General features: G+C 68.2%; 19 protein-coding genes. 11 read left to right on the top strand and 8 right to left on the bottom strand.

What is annotated here, in order from left to right; translation table 11 throughout:
* Positions 1-2 precede the first annotated feature (2 nt).
* Both ACZ5BU_RS01655 and deoD read right to left on the bottom strand, forming a co-directional pair.
* Positions 3-407, bottom strand: coding sequence for a hypothetical protein (locus ACZ5BU_RS01655; protein WP_465694714.1), 405 nt, complete (start codon positions 405-407; stop codon positions 3-5).
* A 161-nt stretch (positions 408-568) separates the two neighbouring features.
* On the bottom strand, positions 569-1,282 hold the full coding sequence (deoD, locus tag ACZ5BU_RS01650; RefSeq protein WP_465694712.1) for a purine-nucleoside phosphorylase: 714 nt from the start codon (positions 1,280-1,282) through the stop codon (positions 569-571).
* 39 nt (positions 1,283-1,321) lie between these two features.
* Between deoD and nudC the strand changes: the two genes are divergently transcribed.
* The gene (nudC, locus tag ACZ5BU_RS01645; protein WP_465694711.1) at positions 1,322-2,245 is read left to right on the top strand and encodes an NAD(+) diphosphatase; all 924 of its coding nucleotides are present in this window, start codon (positions 1,322-1,324) and stop codon (positions 2,243-2,245) included.
* Here the strand turns inward: nudC and ACZ5BU_RS01640 are convergent, their stop codons facing one another.
* Both ACZ5BU_RS01640 and ACZ5BU_RS01635 read right to left on the bottom strand, forming a co-directional pair.
* A complete protein-coding gene (locus ACZ5BU_RS01640) occupies positions 2,246-4,603 on the bottom strand; it encodes a Vgb family protein (protein ID WP_465694710.1) in 2,358 nt (785 codons plus the stop codon). It lies immediately after the preceding gene.
* Positions 4,604-4,692: 89 nt separating this feature from the next.
* Positions 4,693-4,932 carry a mycoredoxin gene (locus ACZ5BU_RS01635; RefSeq protein ID WP_465694708.1) on the bottom strand — a complete coding sequence of 80 codons (240 nt, stop codon included), beginning with the start codon at positions 4,930-4,932 and terminating at the stop codon, positions 4,693-4,695.
* A 100-nt stretch (positions 4,933-5,032) separates the two neighbouring features.
* Between ACZ5BU_RS01635 and ACZ5BU_RS01630 the strand changes: the two genes are divergently transcribed.
* From ACZ5BU_RS01630 to ACZ5BU_RS01615, 4 genes are all read left to right on the top strand, one after another.
* On the top strand, positions 5,033-7,150 hold the full coding sequence (locus ACZ5BU_RS01630) for an ATP-dependent DNA helicase UvrD2 (protein WP_465694707.1): 2,118 nt from the start codon (positions 5,033-5,035) through the stop codon (positions 7,148-7,150).
* Positions 7,151-7,505: 355 nt separating this feature from the next.
* On the top strand, positions 7,506-7,703 hold the full coding sequence (locus ACZ5BU_RS01625; protein WP_465694706.1) for a hypothetical protein: 198 nt from the start codon (positions 7,506-7,508) through the stop codon (positions 7,701-7,703).
* A gap of 151 nt (positions 7,704-7,854) precedes the next feature.
* On the top strand, positions 7,855-8,142 hold the full coding sequence (locus tag ACZ5BU_RS01620; protein WP_131285495.1) for a WhiB family transcriptional regulator: 288 nt from the start codon (positions 7,855-7,857) through the stop codon (positions 8,140-8,142).
* 33 nt (positions 8,143-8,175) lie between these two features.
* Positions 8,176-8,394, top strand: a complete 219-nt coding sequence (locus ACZ5BU_RS01615; RefSeq protein WP_465694705.1) for a hypothetical protein — start codon at positions 8,176-8,178, stop codon at positions 8,392-8,394.
* Between the two features lie 60 nt (positions 8,395-8,454).
* On the opposite strand, the gene ACZ5BU_RS01610 is transcribed toward ACZ5BU_RS01615, so the two are convergent.
* Positions 8,455-8,976: an NUDIX hydrolase gene (locus ACZ5BU_RS01610; protein WP_465694703.1), complete on the bottom strand. Its 522-nt coding sequence runs from the start codon at positions 8,974-8,976 to the stop codon at positions 8,455-8,457.
* 19 nt (positions 8,977-8,995) lie between these two features.
* Here ACZ5BU_RS01610 and ACZ5BU_RS01605 point away from each other — a divergent pair, with 19 nt between their 5' ends.
* Both ACZ5BU_RS01605 and ACZ5BU_RS01600 read left to right on the top strand, forming a co-directional pair.
* Entirely contained in the window at positions 8,996-9,160 is a 165-nt protein-coding gene (locus tag ACZ5BU_RS01605) for a hypothetical protein (protein WP_465694702.1), read from the top strand.
* 67 nt (positions 9,161-9,227) lie between these two features.
* On the top strand, positions 9,228-10,691 hold the full coding sequence (locus ACZ5BU_RS01600) for an MFS transporter (RefSeq protein WP_465694701.1): 1,464 nt from the start codon (positions 9,228-9,230) through the stop codon (positions 10,689-10,691).
* Here ACZ5BU_RS01600 and ACZ5BU_RS01595 read toward each other — a convergent pair.
* Both ACZ5BU_RS01595 and ACZ5BU_RS01590 read right to left on the bottom strand, forming a co-directional pair.
* Entirely contained in the window at positions 10,678-11,991 is a 1,314-nt protein-coding gene (locus tag ACZ5BU_RS01595) for an ABC1 kinase family protein (protein WP_465694699.1), read from the bottom strand. The genes ACZ5BU_RS01600 and ACZ5BU_RS01595 overlap by 14 nt on opposite strands.
* Before the next feature lie 160 nt (positions 11,992-12,151).
* A complete protein-coding gene (locus ACZ5BU_RS01590; RefSeq protein ID WP_012922897.1) occupies positions 12,152-12,310 on the bottom strand; it encodes a DUF5679 domain-containing protein in 159 nt (52 codons plus the stop codon).
* 524 nt (positions 12,311-12,834) lie between these two features.
* On the opposite strand from ACZ5BU_RS01590, the gene ACZ5BU_RS01585 reads away from it, so the two are divergent.
* Complete coding sequence (locus ACZ5BU_RS01585; protein ID WP_465694698.1) at positions 12,835-13,371, top strand: YgjP-like metallopeptidase domain-containing protein; 537 nt, start codon at positions 12,835-12,837, stop codon at positions 13,369-13,371.
* 198 nt (positions 13,372-13,569) lie between these two features.
* A complete protein-coding gene (locus ACZ5BU_RS01580) occupies positions 13,570-15,771 on the top strand; it encodes an MMPL family transporter (RefSeq protein ID WP_465694697.1) in 2,202 nt (733 codons plus the stop codon).
* Between the two features lie 72 nt (positions 15,772-15,843).
* On the opposite strand, the gene ACZ5BU_RS01575 is transcribed toward ACZ5BU_RS01580, so the two are convergent.
* Positions 15,844-16,440: a CGNR zinc finger domain-containing protein gene (locus ACZ5BU_RS01575; RefSeq protein WP_465694695.1), complete on the bottom strand. Its 597-nt coding sequence runs from the start codon at positions 16,438-16,440 to the stop codon at positions 15,844-15,846.
* Positions 16,441-16,558: 118 nt separating this feature from the next.
* On the opposite strand from ACZ5BU_RS01575, the gene ACZ5BU_RS01570 reads away from it, so the two are divergent.
* The gene (locus tag ACZ5BU_RS01570) at positions 16,559-17,722 is read left to right on the top strand and encodes an MFS transporter (protein WP_465696692.1); all 1,164 of its coding nucleotides are present in this window, start codon (positions 16,559-16,561) and stop codon (positions 17,720-17,722) included.
* A gap of 7 nt (positions 17,723-17,729) precedes the next feature.
* Positions 17,730-17,957 (top strand): hypothetical protein, encoded by a 228-nt coding sequence (locus tag ACZ5BU_RS01565; RefSeq protein WP_465694694.1) that lies wholly within the window; start codon positions 17,730-17,732, stop codon positions 17,955-17,957.
* The last annotated feature ends 5 nt before the right edge of the window (positions 17,958-17,962 follow it).

Genomic DNA, 17,962 nt, shown 5'->3' with positions numbered 1-17,962 from the left:
CGTCACTCCGCTCCGCAGTCGACCTTGCAGAGCTTGTCGGTCAGCGTGAGGATCGCGCCGGGCTGATCGGTGTCGGACTCGGTGGAGTACTCGACGGTCCAGTTGCCGGCCGTGGTGGTGCCGGCCTTCTTGCCCGACTGCTGCTTGAGCCAGTCGACGATCTTCCCGCGTGGGTTCACATGCGCGACTTCCAGCGCCTGCGGTGCGAACTCGGTCAGTGCGGACGTCGCCTCTGCCGCTGCTCCGGTCGCCTGGAGCGAAAGGACAGCTGGGCGCGGCTGCGTGCCGATCAGTACCTGCACCGACGTCGTGCCCTGGGTGCAAGTTTGGTACGCCTCGTCGGTGCCGCACTTGTAGCCCTTGCCGGCGAGCGCAGTTACGACCTGTGCCGCTGTGAGGTCGGGCAACGTCTCCTCAGGTCCTGAGGTCGTGGTGTTGCTGGTCGTCGCTGATGGTGCACTGGTGGATGTGCTCGGGCTCCCCGAGGACGACGGCGACTTGCTGCCCGAGCAGGCCGCCGTACCGAGGAGGAGCACGGCGCAGGCGAGGGCCGCGCCGAGCCGGCGGTTCAGACCGGCACCTCGATCGCGGCGTCGAGCGCGATCGTGATCATTTCGGAGAACGTCGTCTGGCGCTCCTCCGCGGACGTCACCTCGTGCGTGATCAGGTGGTCCGACACGGTCATGATGCCGAGTGCGCGGCGGCCGAACTTCGCGGCGAGGGTGTACAGCGCGGCGGCCTCCATCTCGATCCCGAGGACGCCGTACTCCGCGGTCCGCGAGACCAGGTCCGGGCGGTCGTTGTAGAACAGGTCACCGGAGAACACCTGGCCGACGTGCACGTTCAGCCCGGCCGCTTCGGCCGCGTCGACGGCCGCGCGGAGCAGCTTGTAGTCCGCGGTCGGCGCGTAGTCGATGCCGTGGAAGCGCAGCCGGTTCATCTGCGAGTCGGTGCTCGCGGACATCGCCACGATCACGTCCCGGACCCGGACCGCCTCGGTCAGCGCGCCACAGGTACCGACCCGGATCAGGGTCTGTACGTCGTAGGACTCGAACAGCTCGTGCGCGTAGATCGAGGCGGACGGCTGGCCCATGCCGGAGCCCTGGACGGAGATGCGCTCACCCTTGTAGGTGCCGGTGAACCCGAACATGTTGCGGATCTCGGTGTAGCAGATCACGTCGGACAGGTAGGTCTCCGCGATCCACTTGGCCCGCAGCGGATCCCCCGGGAACAGCACCCGCGGTGCGATCTGCCCCTTCTCGGCGGCGATGTGAATACTCATGCGGGGATGCTCTCATGGGGCCGGGGTAGGTTGAGGCCTGTGGCCTACTCCATCACTCCCGGTTCGTTAGCCCTGTCCCGTTCCGTCCTGGACCGTGCCGCCGATCGCCGCCGTGACGACGACTGGCTGGAGAAGGCCTGGGCCTCGCCGGAGACCCAGGTCGTGGTGGTGGCCGGCGACCAGATCCAGGTCGTCGACGACCGCTCGGCGCTGCGGTTCGTACCGCCGGCCGAGGCGCCCGACGGGATCCGGGTCTTCCTCGGTATCGACCGCGAGTCCGGGGCCGGGATGACTGCGGAGGGCCGGGCGGTGTTCGGCGTGATCGTCGACGGCGCGGCCGACGAGTCGTACGGCGGGCTGCGCGAGCTGGGCGCGCTGCTGAACGACCGCGAGGCCGGCATTGCGGTGCACCTGATCGGCCTGTCGAACTGGCACGGCGTCCACACGCACTGTGCGAACTGTGGCGAGCACACGGAGGTGGTGGACGCCGGGCACGTTCGTCTCTGCCCGGTGTGTGGAAAGAGCCACTTCCCGCGCAGCGACCCGGCGATCATCGTGCTGGTCACCGACGACCAGGACCGGGCGCTGCTCGGCCGCAACGAGGCCTGGCCCGTGGGGCGGTACTCCACGTTGGCCGGCTTCGTGGAGCCCGGCGAGTCGCTGGAAGCCGCCGTACGGCGTGAGGTCCTGGAGGAGACCGGCGTGATCGTCGGGCCGGAGATCGAGTACGCCGGCAGCCAGCCGTGGCCGCTGCCCGCGAGCCTGATGCTCGGGTTCTACGCGAAGGCGACCGGCTTCGACATCGACGTGGACCAGGACGAGATCGCCGAGGCGAGATGGTTCACCCGGGAGGACCTCCGCCAGCTGGTCGAAGCCGGCACGATGGCCCTCCCGGGTGCAATCTCGATCTCCCGCCGCCTGATCGAAGGCTGGTACGGCGAGAGCCTCAGCGGCAGCTGGTGATCACCGGCCCACGTCCGACCGGGCTGCGGCCACCACGATGAGTGTGCCTTCCCAACGCTCGATGGAGCCGTCGGCCTGGAGCTCCCGCACCTTCGTCACCACCGCACTGACGTAGGCGCTGTGGCTGGGCCAGTTGGCCTTCGCGCTGGGTAGTACGTCGGTCAGCGTGCAGCCGTACGTCAAGAAGCGGTTCTGGACGTAGCTGTCGATGTTGCCGGTCCACACCGTCGGCCGTAGGTCGGACTGCGGGCACGGGTCGACCGGTGGGGTGTACGACGCCAGGTTGGTCGGGTTGACGTACCCGTCCGGTCGCAGCAGCGTGTAGTAGGTGCCGTCCGGTGTTTGGGTGAGCCGGTTGAGGCCGTGGTCGCGCAGTACGATCGTCTGCCCGCTCAGGATGTCCAGTACGAACAGCCGTCCACCTGCGACTCCGTACAGGTAGCCGTCCCGCCAGGACAGTGCGCCGTCCTGTGCGCCGGTGAACCCGCTGAACACGGGCAGCAGTCGTTTCACCACACCGGTCACCGGGTCGACGGCGAACACGATGCCGTCCGCCAGGCCCCAGATGTTGCCGTCCGGTCCGGTGATCAGCTCGTTGATGCTGGCGGCACCGGACACCGGAACGATGTCGGTGAGCACCTGTCCGGTAGCCGGGTCCACCTTGACCAGGTGGGCTTCACTGGCCTTCGGCTCGGTGCCCTGGCCGCCCTCGATGCTGGAGCCGAGCCAGACGTCGTTCCCGTCCGGCACGATCGAGGCGATCGTCTGATCGGCCACCAGGTTCCGGTAGACCGTGTGAGCTCCGGTCGGTACGTCGTACACGGTCAGCGCGCCGCCGTACTCGCCGTACGCCGGGGTCGTACCGACGTACACGTGGTCGCCGTCAGGTACTACAGCGACCGGTCTGTTCTGGTGGTCGCTGTCGACGAGGCTGAACAGCTCCTTCGGGTTGGTCGGGCTGTCCGGCTGTGTCGGGTCCCAGAGCGAGAGCCTGCCGTACGGGTAGATACCGACGTACATCTTGCCGTGGCCGTCCCACGCCCAGCCCTCCACTTGCCCTTGCCGGGTGGTGATTGCCGACTTACCGGTCGCGGGGTCGTAGATCGCGGTAGAGCCGTTCAGATAGACGTTGACGAAGACCTTGCCCGTACTGGGATCGGCCAGCTCGTGCATGAGCGGAGAGGGCACGTACTGGAACGGAGAGCTCCACTGAGCGAGCGTGCCGTCCGCAGGGTTGTAGCGGAACGTGCCACCGGAGTAGTTCCCCGCGAGGCCGTACAAGACAGGTACGCCGTTCTCTGTCACCCAGCCGTACCCGATGGAGGCTCCACGGGTCATAGTGCGGACCGGCGTCACCGGGCCGACCGTGTTGGTGTCCAGGTCGTAGTGCGTGAGCTTGAGCGTGTTGTCGGTGAAGTAGACGCCACCTGGCCCGGCTGCGGAGACACCGCGCGCAGCGATCGGGTAGTCCATCACCTGCTGGCCCGTGGTCGCGTCGGTGTACTTGATCTGCGCCCCGGTGACGGCGTCCACCACGACCAGCCGGCTGCTCGCGTTGGCGAACACCCTGCCGCCCGCGTAGTCCAGGTCGATGAAGTCCTTGGCCGTAGTACCCGGGGGAGTGATGTCTTCGACCGCCTTGGTCGCTATGTCGATACGGAGCAGCCGGGCGTTCGGAGTGGAGACGCCGACGAACAGTTTGTTGTGGTCGGGGTCGTAGACCGTGGAGCGCGCGTACTGCTGCACGGGGTCCAGCGAGCCGTAGTCGGTGACCTCACCGGTCGTGGCGTCGTACTTGAATGCGTGGGCGTTCGGGTACGTACCGGCGTACACGTTGCCATCCGGGTCGGACGTGAGGCCGTAGATCTGCGACTGGCCCGGGATCGGCTGGCCCAGGTCGGTCACTTCGCCGGTGACGGGGCTGTAGCGGTAGAGGTGCGCGTTGGCGTACGTACCGAGGTACACGTCGCCGTTCGGTACGACGACGATCGCCCAGCCGCCGGCCGCGCCGGGCAGCGGAACGGTGCGCAGCAGTTCGCGCGAGTGCAGGTCGACGACGTTCAAGCGGGCGTTCTCACCCGCGGGTACGGCGTACACGACGTCGCGACCGTCGGGGGTGCGGCCGACCGCGCCCTCCATGATCGTGAGCGAACTGACCGGTGAGCCGAGGTCCTTGATGACATCTGGCGACGGCGCGAACGGTCTGATCGCCGGGCCGAGCGGCCAGTTCTCGGACGGGAACGGCTCCGGCAGATCATCCGGCGGGGCTGCAGTGGCGTGCAGACCACCCGTGGCGAGCAGGCCGAGCGTTGCGGCGAACGTGATGACGGCATGGCGGAATAGACGGCGCGAGAACATGGGCGGACCCCCTGCGACGTGGTTCATCGCAAGGTATAACGGTCATGACCGTAAAGTCCATAACTCAGGCAATATGGCCTGAGCCGAAATTACGCGACGAGCTTCTCCGCGACCTGGGCGAGCGACGGGTTGGTCATCGCGGTGCCGTCCGGGAAGACCACCGTCGGCACCGTCTGGTTGCCGTTGTTGATCTTCTCGACGATCTCCGCGGCCCCCGGGACCTGCTCGATGTCGACCTCGGTGAACTCGATACCGGCCCGCTTGAGCTGGCCCTTGAGGCGGTGGCAGTAGCCGCACCACGGCGTCGAGTACATCGTGAAAGCTGACATCGGCGGACTCCTTGTGGAGCTGGGAGGGGTTTTGTCGGGCGTCCCGTCTAGGGTTGCCTTCGACGTATTCGAACCATGGTCCAGGTGGTGCTGTTCCCGTATGTCTCAGTCCGTGAGCGACTTCACACGACCCGGCTCCGCAGATGACCTCCTCGAGGCCCTCGACCCGGAGCAGCGGGCGGTCGCGACCGCCTTGCACGGGTCGGTCGTGGTGATGGCCGGCGCGGGCACCGGGAAGACGCGGGCGATCACCCACCGGATCGCGTACGGCGTGCGCACCGGGACGTTCGACCCGGTCCGGGTGCTCGCGGTGACGTTCACCCAGCGCGCGGCGGGGGAGATGCGCGGCCGGCTCGCGCAGCTCGGGGTCCAGGGCGTCCAGGCCCGCACGTTCCACTCGGCCGCGCTCCGCCAGGCCCGGTTCTTCTGGCCCAAGGTGTACGGCGGGGAGCTGCCGCCGATCGTGGACCGGAAGTTCCCGCTGCTGACCGAGGCCGCGTCGCGCTGCCGGATCCGCGTCGACACGCCCGCGCTGCGCGACCTGGCCGGTGAGGTCGAGTGGGCCAAGGTGAGCAACGTACGCCCGGACGACTACGCGAAGCTGGCGCCGAAGTCGGGCCGGACGCTCGCGGCCTTCGACCCGCCGACGATCGCCCGGATCTTCGCGGCGTACGAGGACGTCAAGCTCGAGCGCGGCCGGATCGACCTGGAGGACGTGCTGCTCTGCGCGGTCGCCCTGCTCGCGGAGGACGAGCGGGTCGCCGCGGAGATCCGCCGGCAGTACCGGACGTTCGTCGTGGACGAGTACCAGGACGTCTCGCCACTACAACAGAGCCTGCTCGACCTGTGGCTGGGCGGCCGCGAGGACGTCTGCGTGGTCGGTGACCCGGCGCAGACCATCTACTCGTGGGCCGGCGCCGAGCCGGAGAACCTGGTCCGCTTCGCCTCCCGGCACCCGTCGGCGACGCTGATCAAGCTGGTCCGGGACTACCGGTCGACCCCGCAGATCGTCGACGTGGCGAACAAGATCCTCGACGCGGCCGGTCCGACCGGTCTGCCCGGACGGGTCACGCTCCGCTCGCAGAAGGAAGCCGGTCCCGTTCCGGTCTACCGGGAGTACTCCGACGAGGTCGCGGAAGCGGACGCGGTCGGGCGGGCCGTCGTCCGGCTCCGGGACGAGGGCGTGGCGCTGCGCGACATCGCCGTACTGTTCCGGACCAACGCGCAGTCGGAGAACTTCGAGCAGGCGCTGGCCGAGCGGAAGATCCCGACCGTACTGAAGGGCGCGGAGCGGTTCTTCGAACGGGCCGAGATCCGGCAGGCCGCCGTACTGCTGCGCGGTCAGGTGAAGGCCGGCGACGTGTCGGACGACCTGCTGTCGACGGTGACCGGCGTACTGGCCGGCGCCGGGTGGACCGCGGAGCCGCCGACCGGCACCGGTGCGGTCCGGGACCGGTGGGAGTCGCTGAGCGCGCTGGTGACGATGACGGCCGACTTCGCCGCGGAGCACCCGTCGGCGCGGCTGCCTGAGCTGATGGCGGAGCTGGACCGGCGCGCGACGATCCAGCACGCGCCGCTGGCGGAGGGTGTCACGCTGGCGACCCTGCACGCGGCGAAGGGCCTGGAGTGGGAGTGCGTGTTCATCGTCGGGGCGCATGAGGGGACGCTGCCGATCAGCTACGCCCAGACCCCGGCCCAGGTGGAGGAGGAGCGCCGGCTGTTCTACGTCGGCGTGACGCGGGCGAAGCAGCAGCTGTTCGTCAGCTGGGCCACCTCCCGCTCGCCGGGCGGCCGGGGGACGCGCGGGCCGACGCGGTTCCTCGACCCGATCGGCGTCCGTACGGCGCGGTCCGAGTGGACCCCGTCGACACCCGTCGGCTGGGAGCGCCCGGCGCGCTCCCAGCGCTCCGACCGGCCGATCCCGAAGTGCCGGGTGTGCGGGAAGGGGCTGCTGGAGCCGGGCGCGCGCAAGCTCGGCCGCTGCGAGGACTGCCCGTCCACGATGGACCAGAAGCTGTACGACGCGCTCGTCGAGTGGCGCACCGAGCAGGCGGAGTCCGAGAAGATGCCGGCGTTCGTGATCCTCACCGACGCCACGCTGACCGCGATCGCGGAGACCCGGCCAGCGGACGCGCAGGCGCTCCGGCAGATCCCGGGGATCGGGCACACCAAGATCAGCAAGTACGGCGAGCAGATCCTCAACCTCTGCACGCGCTGAAATCTGTTGCCAGGCACGCGAAGCGCGGCGCATGCTGGACGACAGGCCGTGTTCTGCTCCTGGCAGACGTGGCAGTTAGATGACAGAGGCAACGATCCCGCAGCGTGCGGACGACGTCCCGGAGCGTGCTGGAAGTATCGGTTTCGGCTACGTCGGGCCGGTCCCGACGGTCAGATCCGGTCGTCGGAGCGGCAACTTCCGGCCAACTTCGCGAACTGGCGATAAATAGTTTGCGGGCTCCGACGCGGACGGCGTACTGTTCTTTCTGCGGCCGAAGCCTGGCCGAAAACTTCAAACCACCATAGCGATCGAGCTAACCGCCCGCTTCGCCACAACGAGAGGAGGTGCCCTGGAAATGATTACCAACACGGTCAAGATGCCGTTCAGCGACGCTGCCGCGCTGCCGTGCGCCCACATCCCGGGTGCCTCGCCGCGCCTGCACGTCGCGACCGTTGTGCTCATGGCTTCCGGCGCTGTCCAGTTCAAGGGCGGAGCTGTCGGCGATGTGAAGTACGGCGGTTCGGGTTCTCGAGCATGGAGTCCACCGGTCTGACAAGCGTCAGAGCCGGCACCTCCAGGCCGCGGAACCCACCAAGGGTCCCGCGGCCCTTTTGTTTGTCAAACACAGATTTGGCGGCCATCAACCGGTGGCCGTCAGGGACGACAAGAGACCAGCAACAAACAGTCACTGGGAGGTGACCGGAATGAGCGTTAGCTTCCTCGATGTCTTCACCGAGGTGGCAACGTCGCAGGACCTGCCCTGTCGGTCCTACGCGCCAGAACTCTTCTTCGCCGAATCGCCGGCGGACGTCGAGTACGCGAAGTCGCTCTGCACGACCTGCCCACTGAAGGCCGAGTGCCTGGCCGGAGCGCTCGAGCGTTCCGAGCCGTGGGGTGTGTGGGGTGGCGAGCTGTTCGTCCAGGGTGTGGTGGTTCCGCGCAAGCGGCCCCGTGGGCGTCCCCGCAAGAGCGACACCGTAACCGCTGCCTGACGACGACAACCCTTGAGAAAACGAGTCCGAACGATGACTACCCAGACTTTCAACAGGAGCACCGAAATGCATTTACTCAATGAAGATCTCGCCCGTGCTCATTGTCGTGCTTCGCTGCAGGACGCAGAGCAGAACCGGCGCTTCCACTTCGCTCGTCAGCTCGAGCGGGCGCAGAAGCATGCCGAGCGGGCCGGCCGGCGAGCCGAGAGGGCCAGCGCACGCGCGCGCCTCGCACTCGCCCGCCTGGTCTGATCCACCCAGCCTGACCAGCTGAAACATCGAGGGGCGGCACCCACCGGGGGTGCCGCCCCTTCAGCTGTGGACCACCAGCTGGAGCAGCCCGATCAGCGTGATCCCGCTGACGATCTCGTGCCGGGCGATCATCCCGGTAAGGTCCGCGATCGGGATCCACTCGATCTGATCGGACTCGTTCCGCTCCGTCGGCTCACCGGCGTACGTTGCACTCGTCGCCCGGAACACGAAGTGCCGCGAGTCCATGATTCCGGCCGCCGGCTCGGACCGGATCAGCTCGGTCAGCCCGTCCGCCCGCCACCCGGTCTCCTCCAGCAGCTCCCGTGCCGCCGCGTCCTCCGGGGTCTCACCCGGCTCGATGATCCCCATCGGAAGCTCCCAGGCCCATGTGTCGGTCAGGAACCGGTGCCGCCACATCAACAGCACGTGCTCGTCCCGGGTGACGACGGCCGCGGCGATGTCCTTCAGCCGTACTGCGTGGTAGTCGAACCGCCTCCCGTCGGGCTGCTCGACGTCCAGCCGCCGTACGCTCAGCCACTGATTGCCCCAGACCTCACCCTCGCCGTGAACTGTCCATCGCACGCAGTGCACACTAGGACACGTGAGAGCTACCTGTGCGCTGTGTGGTCAGCAGGCGGAGTCGGAGGACGCGCCGCTGACCTGGATGACGTCGATCGAGGACGGCCGGAAGCTGCTGTACTGCGACCGCTGTGCCCGCGAGAACGTCCGCAGCATCGAGGGCAAGCTGGACTCCGTCTACTGGTGATCTGTCGATACCGGGCCCGGTCGTTCGACGCAGGGGGTGAAGACACCCCTCTGGAAGGACCCGGATCATGACCCCCACGCTCGGACCGAACTCCGTGGCGAGCGGCAGGCGTCAGTGGATCGCGCTGGGCGTGCTGTGCCTCGCCACCCTGCTGGTCTCGCTGGACCTGTTCGTGATGCTGCTGGCGATCCCCCCGATCACCAAGGCGCTCGGCGCCACCAGCACTCAGCAGCTCTGGATCCTGGACGTGTACGGGTTCATGGTGGCCGGCCTGATGATCACGATGGGCAACCTCGGCGACCGGCTCGGTCGCCGGCGCCTGCTGCTGATCGCGGCGGCCGTGTTCGGCGTCGCCTCGATCGTCGCGGCGTACTCGGTGAACCCCGGGATGCTGATCGGCGCCCGCGCGGTGCTCGGGATCGCCGGTGCCGCGATCGCGCCGTGCACGCTGTCGCTGATCTCCACGCTGTTCCCGGACGAGCGGCGCCGCGCGACGGCGCTCGGCGTCTGGGGCGGTTGCTTCACGATCGGCGCCATCGTCGGCCCGATCGTCGGCGGCATTCTGCTGAACCACTTCTGGTGGGGCTCGGCCTTCCTGATCGGCGTACCGGCGATGGTCGTGCTGCTGGCGGTCGGGCCGGTGCTGCTGCCGGAGTACCGCAACGAGCAGGCCGGGCGGATCGACGTACCGAGCGTGCTGCTGTCGCTGGCCGCGATCCTGCCGGCCATCCACGGGCTGAAGCACCTCGCGGCGCACGGTGCCGATCTCCAGGCGGTAGGCGCGCTGGTGGCCGGGATCGTGTTCGGTTGGATCTTCGTACGGCGGCAGGCGCGGCTGGACGACCCGCTGGTGGACGTACGGCTGTTCACGCGGCGGACGTTCAGCGTGACGCTCGGGAGCATGACGGCGTACTCGATGCTGTCCGGCGGCGTGATGGTGTTCGTCGCGCAGTACTTCCAGCTGGTCAAGGGGATGACGCCGCTGCAGGCGGGGCTGGCGCTGGTACCGGGCATGATCACCTCGACGATCGGGTTCCAGCTCGCGCCGCGGCTGGCGCACCGGATCCGTCCGGGCATCCTGATCCCGGCGGGTGTCGCCTTCACGGTGGCCGGGATGATCGTGGTCGCGCTGGCGACGTCGACGACCGTGCTGGTGATCGCCTTCGCGGTGGAGGCCTTCGGGCCGGGCGCGCTGGTCATCCTCGGTACGAACCTGGTGATCGGCTCGGTCCCGCCGGAGAAGGCGGGCTCGGCGGGTGCGCTGACCCAGACCGGCAACGAGTTCGGGTACTCACTCGGCATCGCTGTACTCGGCAGCGTGGTCACCGCGGTCTACCGCGGCCGTACGGGCAGCAACTCGCTCGGCGAGACGATCGCGTCCGGCGCGACGGGCGACGTACTGGACCACGCCCGCGACGCTTTCACCTCGGGCCTCCACCTGGCCGCCGGGATCACCGCCGCTGCGCTTGCCGCGATGGTGGTCCTGCTCGCCGTCACGCTCCGGGCGCTGCCGGTCCTCAGCCGTCGGTGAAGCCCGGCAGCAGCTCCTCCAGGACCGACCGGAACGGGGCCTCGGCCTCGAGCTGGGAGAGCACGGCCATGCCACCGATCCACACCCGGTGGATCAGCAGGTACGACGGCGGCATGTTCAGCCGCAGGGCCAGCGAAGCGTTGGGCGACCGGAAGTCACTGGTCCGGTTCGCCTGCGCGCGCATCCAGGCCCGGCTGAACTGGAACGTCGCGTCCCGGGCCGGTTCCGCGAACGGCGCCAGGTAGTCCATCAGCTGCTCCGGATCGATCTCCATCCGGGGCTTGATGAAGCCCTCGGCCTTCAGGCCGTCCCGGACCGCGAGCCCGTCGCCCAGCAGCGAGATCCGCAGCAGCCTGCCGATCGCGGGCGGCAGCCCGTCCGGCAGCCGTGCGCAGAGGCCGAAGTCGACCACGCCGAGCCGGCCGTCGGCCAGTACCCGGAAGTTCCCCGGATGCGGGTCCGAGTGCAGCAGGCCGGCGTACTTCGGCCCGCTGAACATGAACCGCGCGTACTTCAGCCCGATCGTGTCCCGCTCCTGTTTGCTGCCGTCGGTGATGTACGACGACAGCGGCCGGCCCTCGATCCACTCGGACACGATCACCATCGGGGAGTGCTTCACCACCCGCGGTACGACGAACTCGGGATGGTCCTTGAAGGCGTCGGCGTACTGCTGCTGCGCCTGCGCCTCGCGGTCGTAGTCCAGCTCCTCGCCGATCCGTTCCTGCAACTCGGCGACCAACGGCTTCACGTCCAGGCCGGGGATCATCGTGCCGATCGTGCGGCCCAACCGGCCGAGCTGGCGCAGGTCCGAGCGGAGCGCTTCGGCGGCGCCTGGGTACTGCAGCTTCACGGCGACCTCACGGCCGTCCTTCAGCCGCCCACGGTGCACCTGACCGATCGACGCGGCCGCCGCCGGTACTTCGCCGAACTCGTCGAAACGGTCCCGCCAGCGCTTGCCGAGTTCCCGGGACAGGATCGTGTCCACGGTCGCCATCGGCATCGGCGGAGCGGAGTCCTGCAGCTTGGTCAGGGTCGCCCGGTACGGCGCCGCGAACTCCTCCGGCATCGCCGACTCCATCATGCTCAGCATCTGCCCGAACTTCATCGCGCCGCCCTTGAGCTCACCCAGGACGGCGAACAGCTGGTCCGCGGTCCGGCGCTGGAACTCGGCGAACACGGCCTCGGCGGGCGCGCCGCCGATGCGCTTGCCGAGACCGACCGTCGCCCGCCCGGCGGCACCGAGGGGCAGGCTGGCAAGTTTCGCGGTCCGGCTCAGCGCCTTACGAGGAAGGTCCGACACATACCCATTCTGTCGGGTCACCCAAGCCCGGGCGCCGCGGGGTGCCGGGTGTCGCACTCATCGATGCGATCACGACGAGAGGCGGTGCCCGGCGAGCTGCCGGGCACCGCCTCCGCGGTGCTACTGGTGTTGCTCGGTCCTACTGGTGCTACGTGGTGCGTCAGGCCTTGCCGAGGATCCGGTTCAGGTTCGTACCGCACTCGGGGCACTTGGCCTTCGCCATGCGCGTGCCCTTGTCGTTGACCTTGACCTCGCCGTCGGCGGTGCGCTTGGCCTTGCACTTGACGCAGTAGAACTCGCCGCTCCAGGTCTCTGCCATGAGGGCCCTCTCCTTGCTCTGAATTCCAGCCCGGGGGTCTGGCCCCGGGCAGTCGTTGGATGCTAACGGCAGACCTTCCTGCCGTAGGCCGTTCGGCCCAGTCGGGATTCACCCTACGGCAGCTTTCCGCACGCTCAAGCGCACCTGGCGGTCCGCGTGCCGCCTCAGGCCGCCTGGGAAAACCTTTACCGAAACTTTCGGCGGCGCGGAACAGGCTCCCGGTGATCCGCCTCCGGAGCCACTCGGCTTCCCCTCCGAGCAGCCCCGGAGGCGATCCGGGAGCCTGTTGCAGACGACGCTAAGAGGCTGCGACGGCGGTGGCAAGTGCAGGTTGTCCACGCCTGTGGATAACTCTGTGCGCAACCTGTGGGACGCGCCGCCGGGCGCTGTGGACGAGCGGGGGAACACGGTGTGAACAACCGGGGTCGGTGGGTTCAAGATCTGGCGTCTGACCTGCGGAAACGCCGATCCACAGGCTGTGCGCGGAAGAAAGTTGTCGGATTCGGGGGGTACATTTCTGAGCCATGGCCGACTCTCCACCGCGCCCGATCCCGCCGTACGTGGACATCCGTCGCAGCAAGCGCCGCAAGCGCACGGTCAGCGCGTACCGGGACGGTGAGCGGGTGGTCGTGCTGATGCCCGACCGGCTGTCGGCCGCCGAGGAGGCGCGCTGGGTCGAGACCATGCTCGCGCGGCTGGAGAAGCAGCGCAGCAGATCGCGCGTGTCGGACGAAAAATTGTTGGCCAGAGCACACGAACTCGCGTGTCGTCACCTCCCCGAAGTGCCCGAACCTGCGTCGGTGAGATGGGTTTCGAACCAAAACAGGCGGTGGGGATCCTGCACTCCGGCGGACCGATCGATCCGGCTGAGCACCCGGCTGCAGTCGATGCCGGCGTGGGTCGTGGACTACGTCCTGGTCCACGAGCTGGCCCATCTGATCGAGCCGACGCACAACGCGAACTTCTGGGAGCTCGTCCACCGCTACCCGAAGGCGGAGCGCGCCGAGGGCTACCTCGAGGGCGTCTCGGCCGCCGCCTCGCTCGACGTCGAGGACTTCTGACGCCCTCTCGCGGACATCCGATCACCGGGTGCGTACGCCGTACGGGAAAGGGTGGGGTGGGGCCTGCCCCAGGGGTGAGTCGGGGGTCTCCTGCATAGTCGCGGCCGGTGCGCTCCGGCGAGGCTTTGTCCCGTAGCCAGCGCCACGCCAGGTGCGCTGGGTGGGGCGCCGGTGGGGGCGCAGAGGGGCAGGGAAGGTATGGCCAGGGGACAGATCACGGTACGGGCGGCGCGCTGGAGCGCCACCCATCCGTGGCGGGCGATCGCGATGTGGGTGGTCGTCGTGGCCGCATGCTTCGCGCTCGGCTCGGTGACCGGTACCAAGAAGTCCACCGACCAGGGCAACATCGGTGAGGTGAGCCGGGCGGACAACATCGTCAAGTCCGGCAACTTCGACGACCCGGACGTGGAGAGCGTGCTGATCACGACTCCGTCCGGAAAGCTCGACCAAGCCGCCGCGACGAAGGCGGCCGGCACCGTGATCCAGCAGATGCGCGCCCTCGGTGGGGTCGCGGAGGTCGCTCAGCCGATGCCGTCGCCGAAGAACGACGCGGTGATCGTCCGGGTGACGCTGAAGGACGCGCCGGACGGTACGGACGACAACGCCCGGGTCCAGCCGCTGCTCGACGCCACCGCCAAGGTGCAGCAGCAGTACCCGGACCTCCGGATCGAGGAGGTCGGTGGACTGTCGATCGACAAGGCGCTGAACGAGACGCTGGGCAAGGACTTCAAGCGAGCCGAGATGTTCAGCCTGCCCGTGACGCTGGCGATCCTGCTGATCGCTTTCGGCGCACTGATCGCGGCGTCGGTACCCGTACTGCTCGCGCTGTCCGCGGTCGCGGCCGCCATCGGTCTCTCGGCCGCCGCATCGCAGCTCGTACCGGCGGTCGACGCGGTGAACAGCGTCATCCTCCTGATCGGTATGGCGGTCGGCGTCGACTATTCGCTCTTCTACCTCCGCCGTGAACGCGAGGAACGCGCGAAGGGCCGCGGCCACGTCGACGCGGTGGAGATCGCCGCGGCGACCTCGGGGCACGCGGTCGTGGTGTCCGGTACGGCCGTGATCATCTCGATGGCCGGCCTGTTCCTCGCCCGGGACGTGGTGTTCTCGTCGTTCGCCGTCGGCTCGATCCTCGTCGTCGCGGTGGCCGTGGTCGGTTCGCTGACCGTACTCCCCGCCGTACTCGCGAAGCTCGGCCGCTGGGTCGATCGCCCGCGGATCCCGTTCCTGTGGCGACTGACCGCGAGCAACCGTAAGCCGCGGTTCTGGCCGACCGTGCTGAAGCCGGCCCTGAAGCACCCGATCGCCACGCTGCTCGTCGCTGTCACCGCGCTGCTCGCTGTCGCGTCGCCGGCGCTGGGCATGACGCTGAAGTTCCCCGGAACCGAGGACCTGCCGCGGACGACGTCGGTGATGAAGGCGTACGACCGGTTGACCGCCGCGTTCCCGAGCACGGGCACGAGCCACGAGGTCGCCGTACGGGCGCCTGCGAACGAGCAGCCCGCGGTGAAGGCCGCGCTGGCGGAGCTCCAGGAGAAGACCAAGGGCGACAAGCTGTTCGCGTCCGACGGTCTGGAGAAGCCGCGCTTCTCGAAGGACGGTACGGTCGCGACGCTCGAGGTTGCCACGCCGTACGAGGGCGGCAGCCAGCAGGCGCGGGACTCCCTGGCCAAGCTGCGCAAGGAACTGATGCCGGAGACGGTCGGGAAGGTGCCTGGGGCGTCGTACGCGGTCGGTGGATTTGTGGCCGCCGACGTGGACTACGCAGCACACACCCGGGCCAAGCTCCCGTTGGTGATCGGCTTCGTACTCCTGCTGACGATGATCGTGATGATGGTGACGTTCCGCTCGGTCGTCGTAGCCGTCACCGCAATCGTCCTGAATCTGCTGAGTGCTGGGGCGGCGTACGGCGTCGTCACCGCGGTCTTCCAGAACACCTGGGCCGAGGGTTTACTCCACTTCCGCTCCAACGGGGCGGTAGTGAGCTGGCTCCCACTCTTCCTCTTCGTGGTCCTCTTCGGCCTCTCGATGGACTACCACGTCTTCGTAGTAAGCCGAATCCGCGAGGCAGTCCTCCGTGGCGTACCAACCCGCCAGGCGGTCGCCGAGGGCATCACCGGCTCGGCAGGCGTGGTAACCAGCGCAGCCGCCGTCATGATCGGCGTCTTCGCAGTCTTCGCCACCCTGAGCACCCTGGACATGAAGCAGCTGGGCGTAGGCCTGGCCGTAGCCATCCTCATCGACGCAACCATCATCCGCGCAGTAGTCCTCCCCAGCATCATGACCCTCCTAGGCGAAACCAACTGGTGGGCCCCCAAGTGGCTCCGCCCCAAGACCCCGAAGCACTCCACCCTCCCGCCAGCCCCCGAACAAGAACGCGAACTAACCCCGGTCGGCTGACCGAAGCACGTACCGCGGCCCACTCGAATCCATTCGGGTGGGCCGCCGTGTGCTTGGGTACGCCACGCGGGGTCAGGTGGTGGAGTGGCGGGCTCGGTGGGTGGCGGCTTTTACTCGGCTTTGGCATTGGGGGGAGTGGAAGCGGCGTTGGGCGTTCTTGGAGACGTCTACGAAGACTCGGTCGCAGTTGGGGGCCTCGCAGACGCCTAGGCGGCCGGCTAGGTCGCTGCCTACTGCCAGGGCGAGGCCTGCGGCGCAGCCGGCTGCCCAGCCATTGGCGAGTTGTTCGTCGGGGCCGTGGAAGTGGAGGCTCCAGGGGCGGTCGCGGCCCCGGTCGAGTTGGGGGCGCGCGTTGGTGTCTCGGAGCAGGGCGTTGATTTCGGTGGCGGCGGCGTCGAGGTCGCCGGCATGGGCGGCTTCGAAGACGATCCGCATGCGTTGTGCGAGTTGGACGAGCCGGCGCGAATCGTCCACGGGAGGCCGGGACTGCGGCGGGTAGCCGATTGCGGTCAGGGCGTCGGCTACTGCGGACGTGACTGATTCCGGGTCGTTGGTCGGCGCGGCGTACGGCGTACCGCCTGCGTAGCCGGGGGTGAGGCGGTTGACGTACTCGACCGCCGCCGCCAGCACACTGCGGGCATGACTATCAAAAGACACTTGACCAGTCATGCGATACCTCCGTAGGCTCAGGCGTGCGTGACCGATCATAGCCACTTAGACAGTCATGGGGTTCGGTGTGAGCGTTGTCGCCGCGACGAGAGGACTCTCGCGAGCTGTCTGGATCTTGGTGCTCGCACGGGCGGTCAACAAGATCGGGGCGTTCACACTGCCGTTCTTCGGGGTCGTGCTGACGGTTGAGTTCAAGGCGTCGTTGAGCGAGACCGGGGTGATCATCGCGGTCTTCGGTGCGGCGACGATTCCGTCGCGGCTGCTCGGCGGGCAGTTGGCGGATCGGCTCGGCCGGCGGCGGACGATCGTACTCGGCCTGGTCGGGTGTGCGATCGCGCAGTTGTGGATCGCGGCCAGTCACGTGCTGTGGTCCGCCGTACTCGCCACGGTGCTGCTCGGGTTGGCGTTCGAGATCTACGAGCCGCCGAGTCAGGCGATGATCGCCGACGTCACCGAGCCGGAGGATCGCCCCGCAGCGTACGGCTTGTACAGCGCCGCTCTCGCCGGTGCGGGAGTTCTCGCGGGCCTCCTCGCCGCCGCGATCAGCCACTTAGATCTCCGCTGGCTCTTCGTAGCCGATGCCATCACCTGCCTCTCCTGCGCAACTCTCGTCGGTCTCGCGTTACCAGCCGACGTACGACCGCATCGGAACAGCCAGGACGTCCGTGTAGGCAACAAAAAGCATTCGGCCTGGCGGGACGGGCGGTTGTTGTTGCTGCTGGCAAGTGGCACCGTTTTCGCGACGATCTACATGCAGCTCGTCGTCGGCATTCCGCTGACGCTGCTCGAGCAGGGCATCCCCAAGTCGGGCACGGGTGTGATTCTCGCGGTCTCCGCCGTCGTCCTCATCGTCGCCCAGCGCGTTCTTCGAAGAGTCCAGAACCTCGATGACTTCCGGTCGATCGCCATCGGCTACGTACTACTGGCCTGCGGCCTGGTGACCAGCGCGTTCGCCCACACGTTGCTGGTCTTCGTACTGGCCGCCGTCCTGTGGAGCCTCGGCGACCTCTTCCTGCTGACCCGCTACCTCACCCAGGCATCCGGACTCGCCCCCGGCAACCAGCGCGGCCGCTACCTCGCGATCTTCGGCCTGTGCTGGGGTATCGCAACCACGATCGCGCCCATCACCGTCACCCAACTCCTCGAAACCGCCGGCCCCAAAGGCCTCTGGCTGACAAGCGCCGCGGTGGCCCTCGCACTCGCGATACTTCAACCATGGGTCAGGCGACGGCTCGATCCGGATCGGAGGAATGGTGACCGACGCATCGCAACCGACGGGTGACCTGGACGTGGAAGCCGTCATTCAGGAACTGACGGAGATCGGCAAGGCCGGGAAGTACCTCGACGACGGCCCCGGTGAGGCCCGTGCCCGCGAGCTCGGCGGCCAGCTGGAGACCCACGGCGGGGTCCAGGGGATGCGTGCAGCGCTCGCCCAGGTCGCATCCCGGCTGCCGGATCCTGGCGCCGCCCGTGAACTCGAGTACGCATGGGACGGTATCGGCTCCTGGTTGGGCTGACGCCC

The sequence above is a fragment of the Kribbella sp. NPDC031520 genome, assembly GCF_055580825.1.
This window is presented reverse-complemented; position numbering and strand designations above follow the sequence as displayed.

What these genes read in the sequence shown, in the direction of transcription:
- ACZ5BU_RS01580 (WP_465694697.1), top strand. Translation starts at nt 13,570, where the DNA reads ATGGCCAGGGGACAGATCACGGTACGGGCGGCGCGCTGGAGCGCCACC.
- ACZ5BU_RS01620 (WP_131285495.1), top strand. Translation starts at nt 7,855, where the DNA reads ATGAGCGTTAGCTTCCTCGATGTCTTCACCGAGGTGGCAACGTCGCAG.
- ACZ5BU_RS01590 (WP_012922897.1), bottom strand. Translation starts at nt 12,310, where the DNA reads ATGGCAGAGACCTGGAGCGGCGAGTTCTACTGCGTCAAGTGCAAGGCC.
- ACZ5BU_RS01630 (WP_465694707.1), top strand. Translation starts at nt 5,033, where the DNA reads ATGTCTCAGTCCGTGAGCGACTTCACACGACCCGGCTCCGCAGATGAC.
- ACZ5BU_RS01640 (WP_465694710.1), bottom strand. Translation starts at nt 4,603, where the DNA reads ATGTTCTCGCGCCGTCTATTCCGCCATGCCGTCATCACGTTCGCCGCA.
- ACZ5BU_RS01600 (WP_465694701.1), top strand. Translation starts at nt 9,228, where the DNA reads ATGACCCCCACGCTCGGACCGAACTCCGTGGCGAGCGGCAGGCGTCAG.
- ACZ5BU_RS01625 (WP_465694706.1), top strand. Translation starts at nt 7,506, where the DNA reads ATGATTACCAACACGGTCAAGATGCCGTTCAGCGACGCTGCCGCGCTG.
- ACZ5BU_RS01585 (WP_465694698.1), top strand. Translation starts at nt 12,835, where the DNA reads ATGGCCGACTCTCCACCGCGCCCGATCCCGCCGTACGTGGACATCCGT.
- deoD (WP_465694712.1), bottom strand. Translation starts at nt 1,282, where the DNA reads ATGAGTATTCACATCGCCGCCGAGAAGGGGCAGATCGCACCGCGGGTG.
- ACZ5BU_RS01575 (WP_465694695.1), bottom strand. Translation starts at nt 16,440, where the DNA reads ATGACTGGTCAAGTGTCTTTTGATAGTCATGCCCGCAGTGTGCTGGCG.
- ACZ5BU_RS01615 (WP_465694705.1), top strand. Translation starts at nt 8,176, where the DNA reads ATGACTACCCAGACTTTCAACAGGAGCACCGAAATGCATTTACTCAAT.
- ACZ5BU_RS01635 (WP_465694708.1), bottom strand. Translation starts at nt 4,932, where the DNA reads ATGTCAGCTTTCACGATGTACTCGACGCCGTGGTGCGGCTACTGCCAC.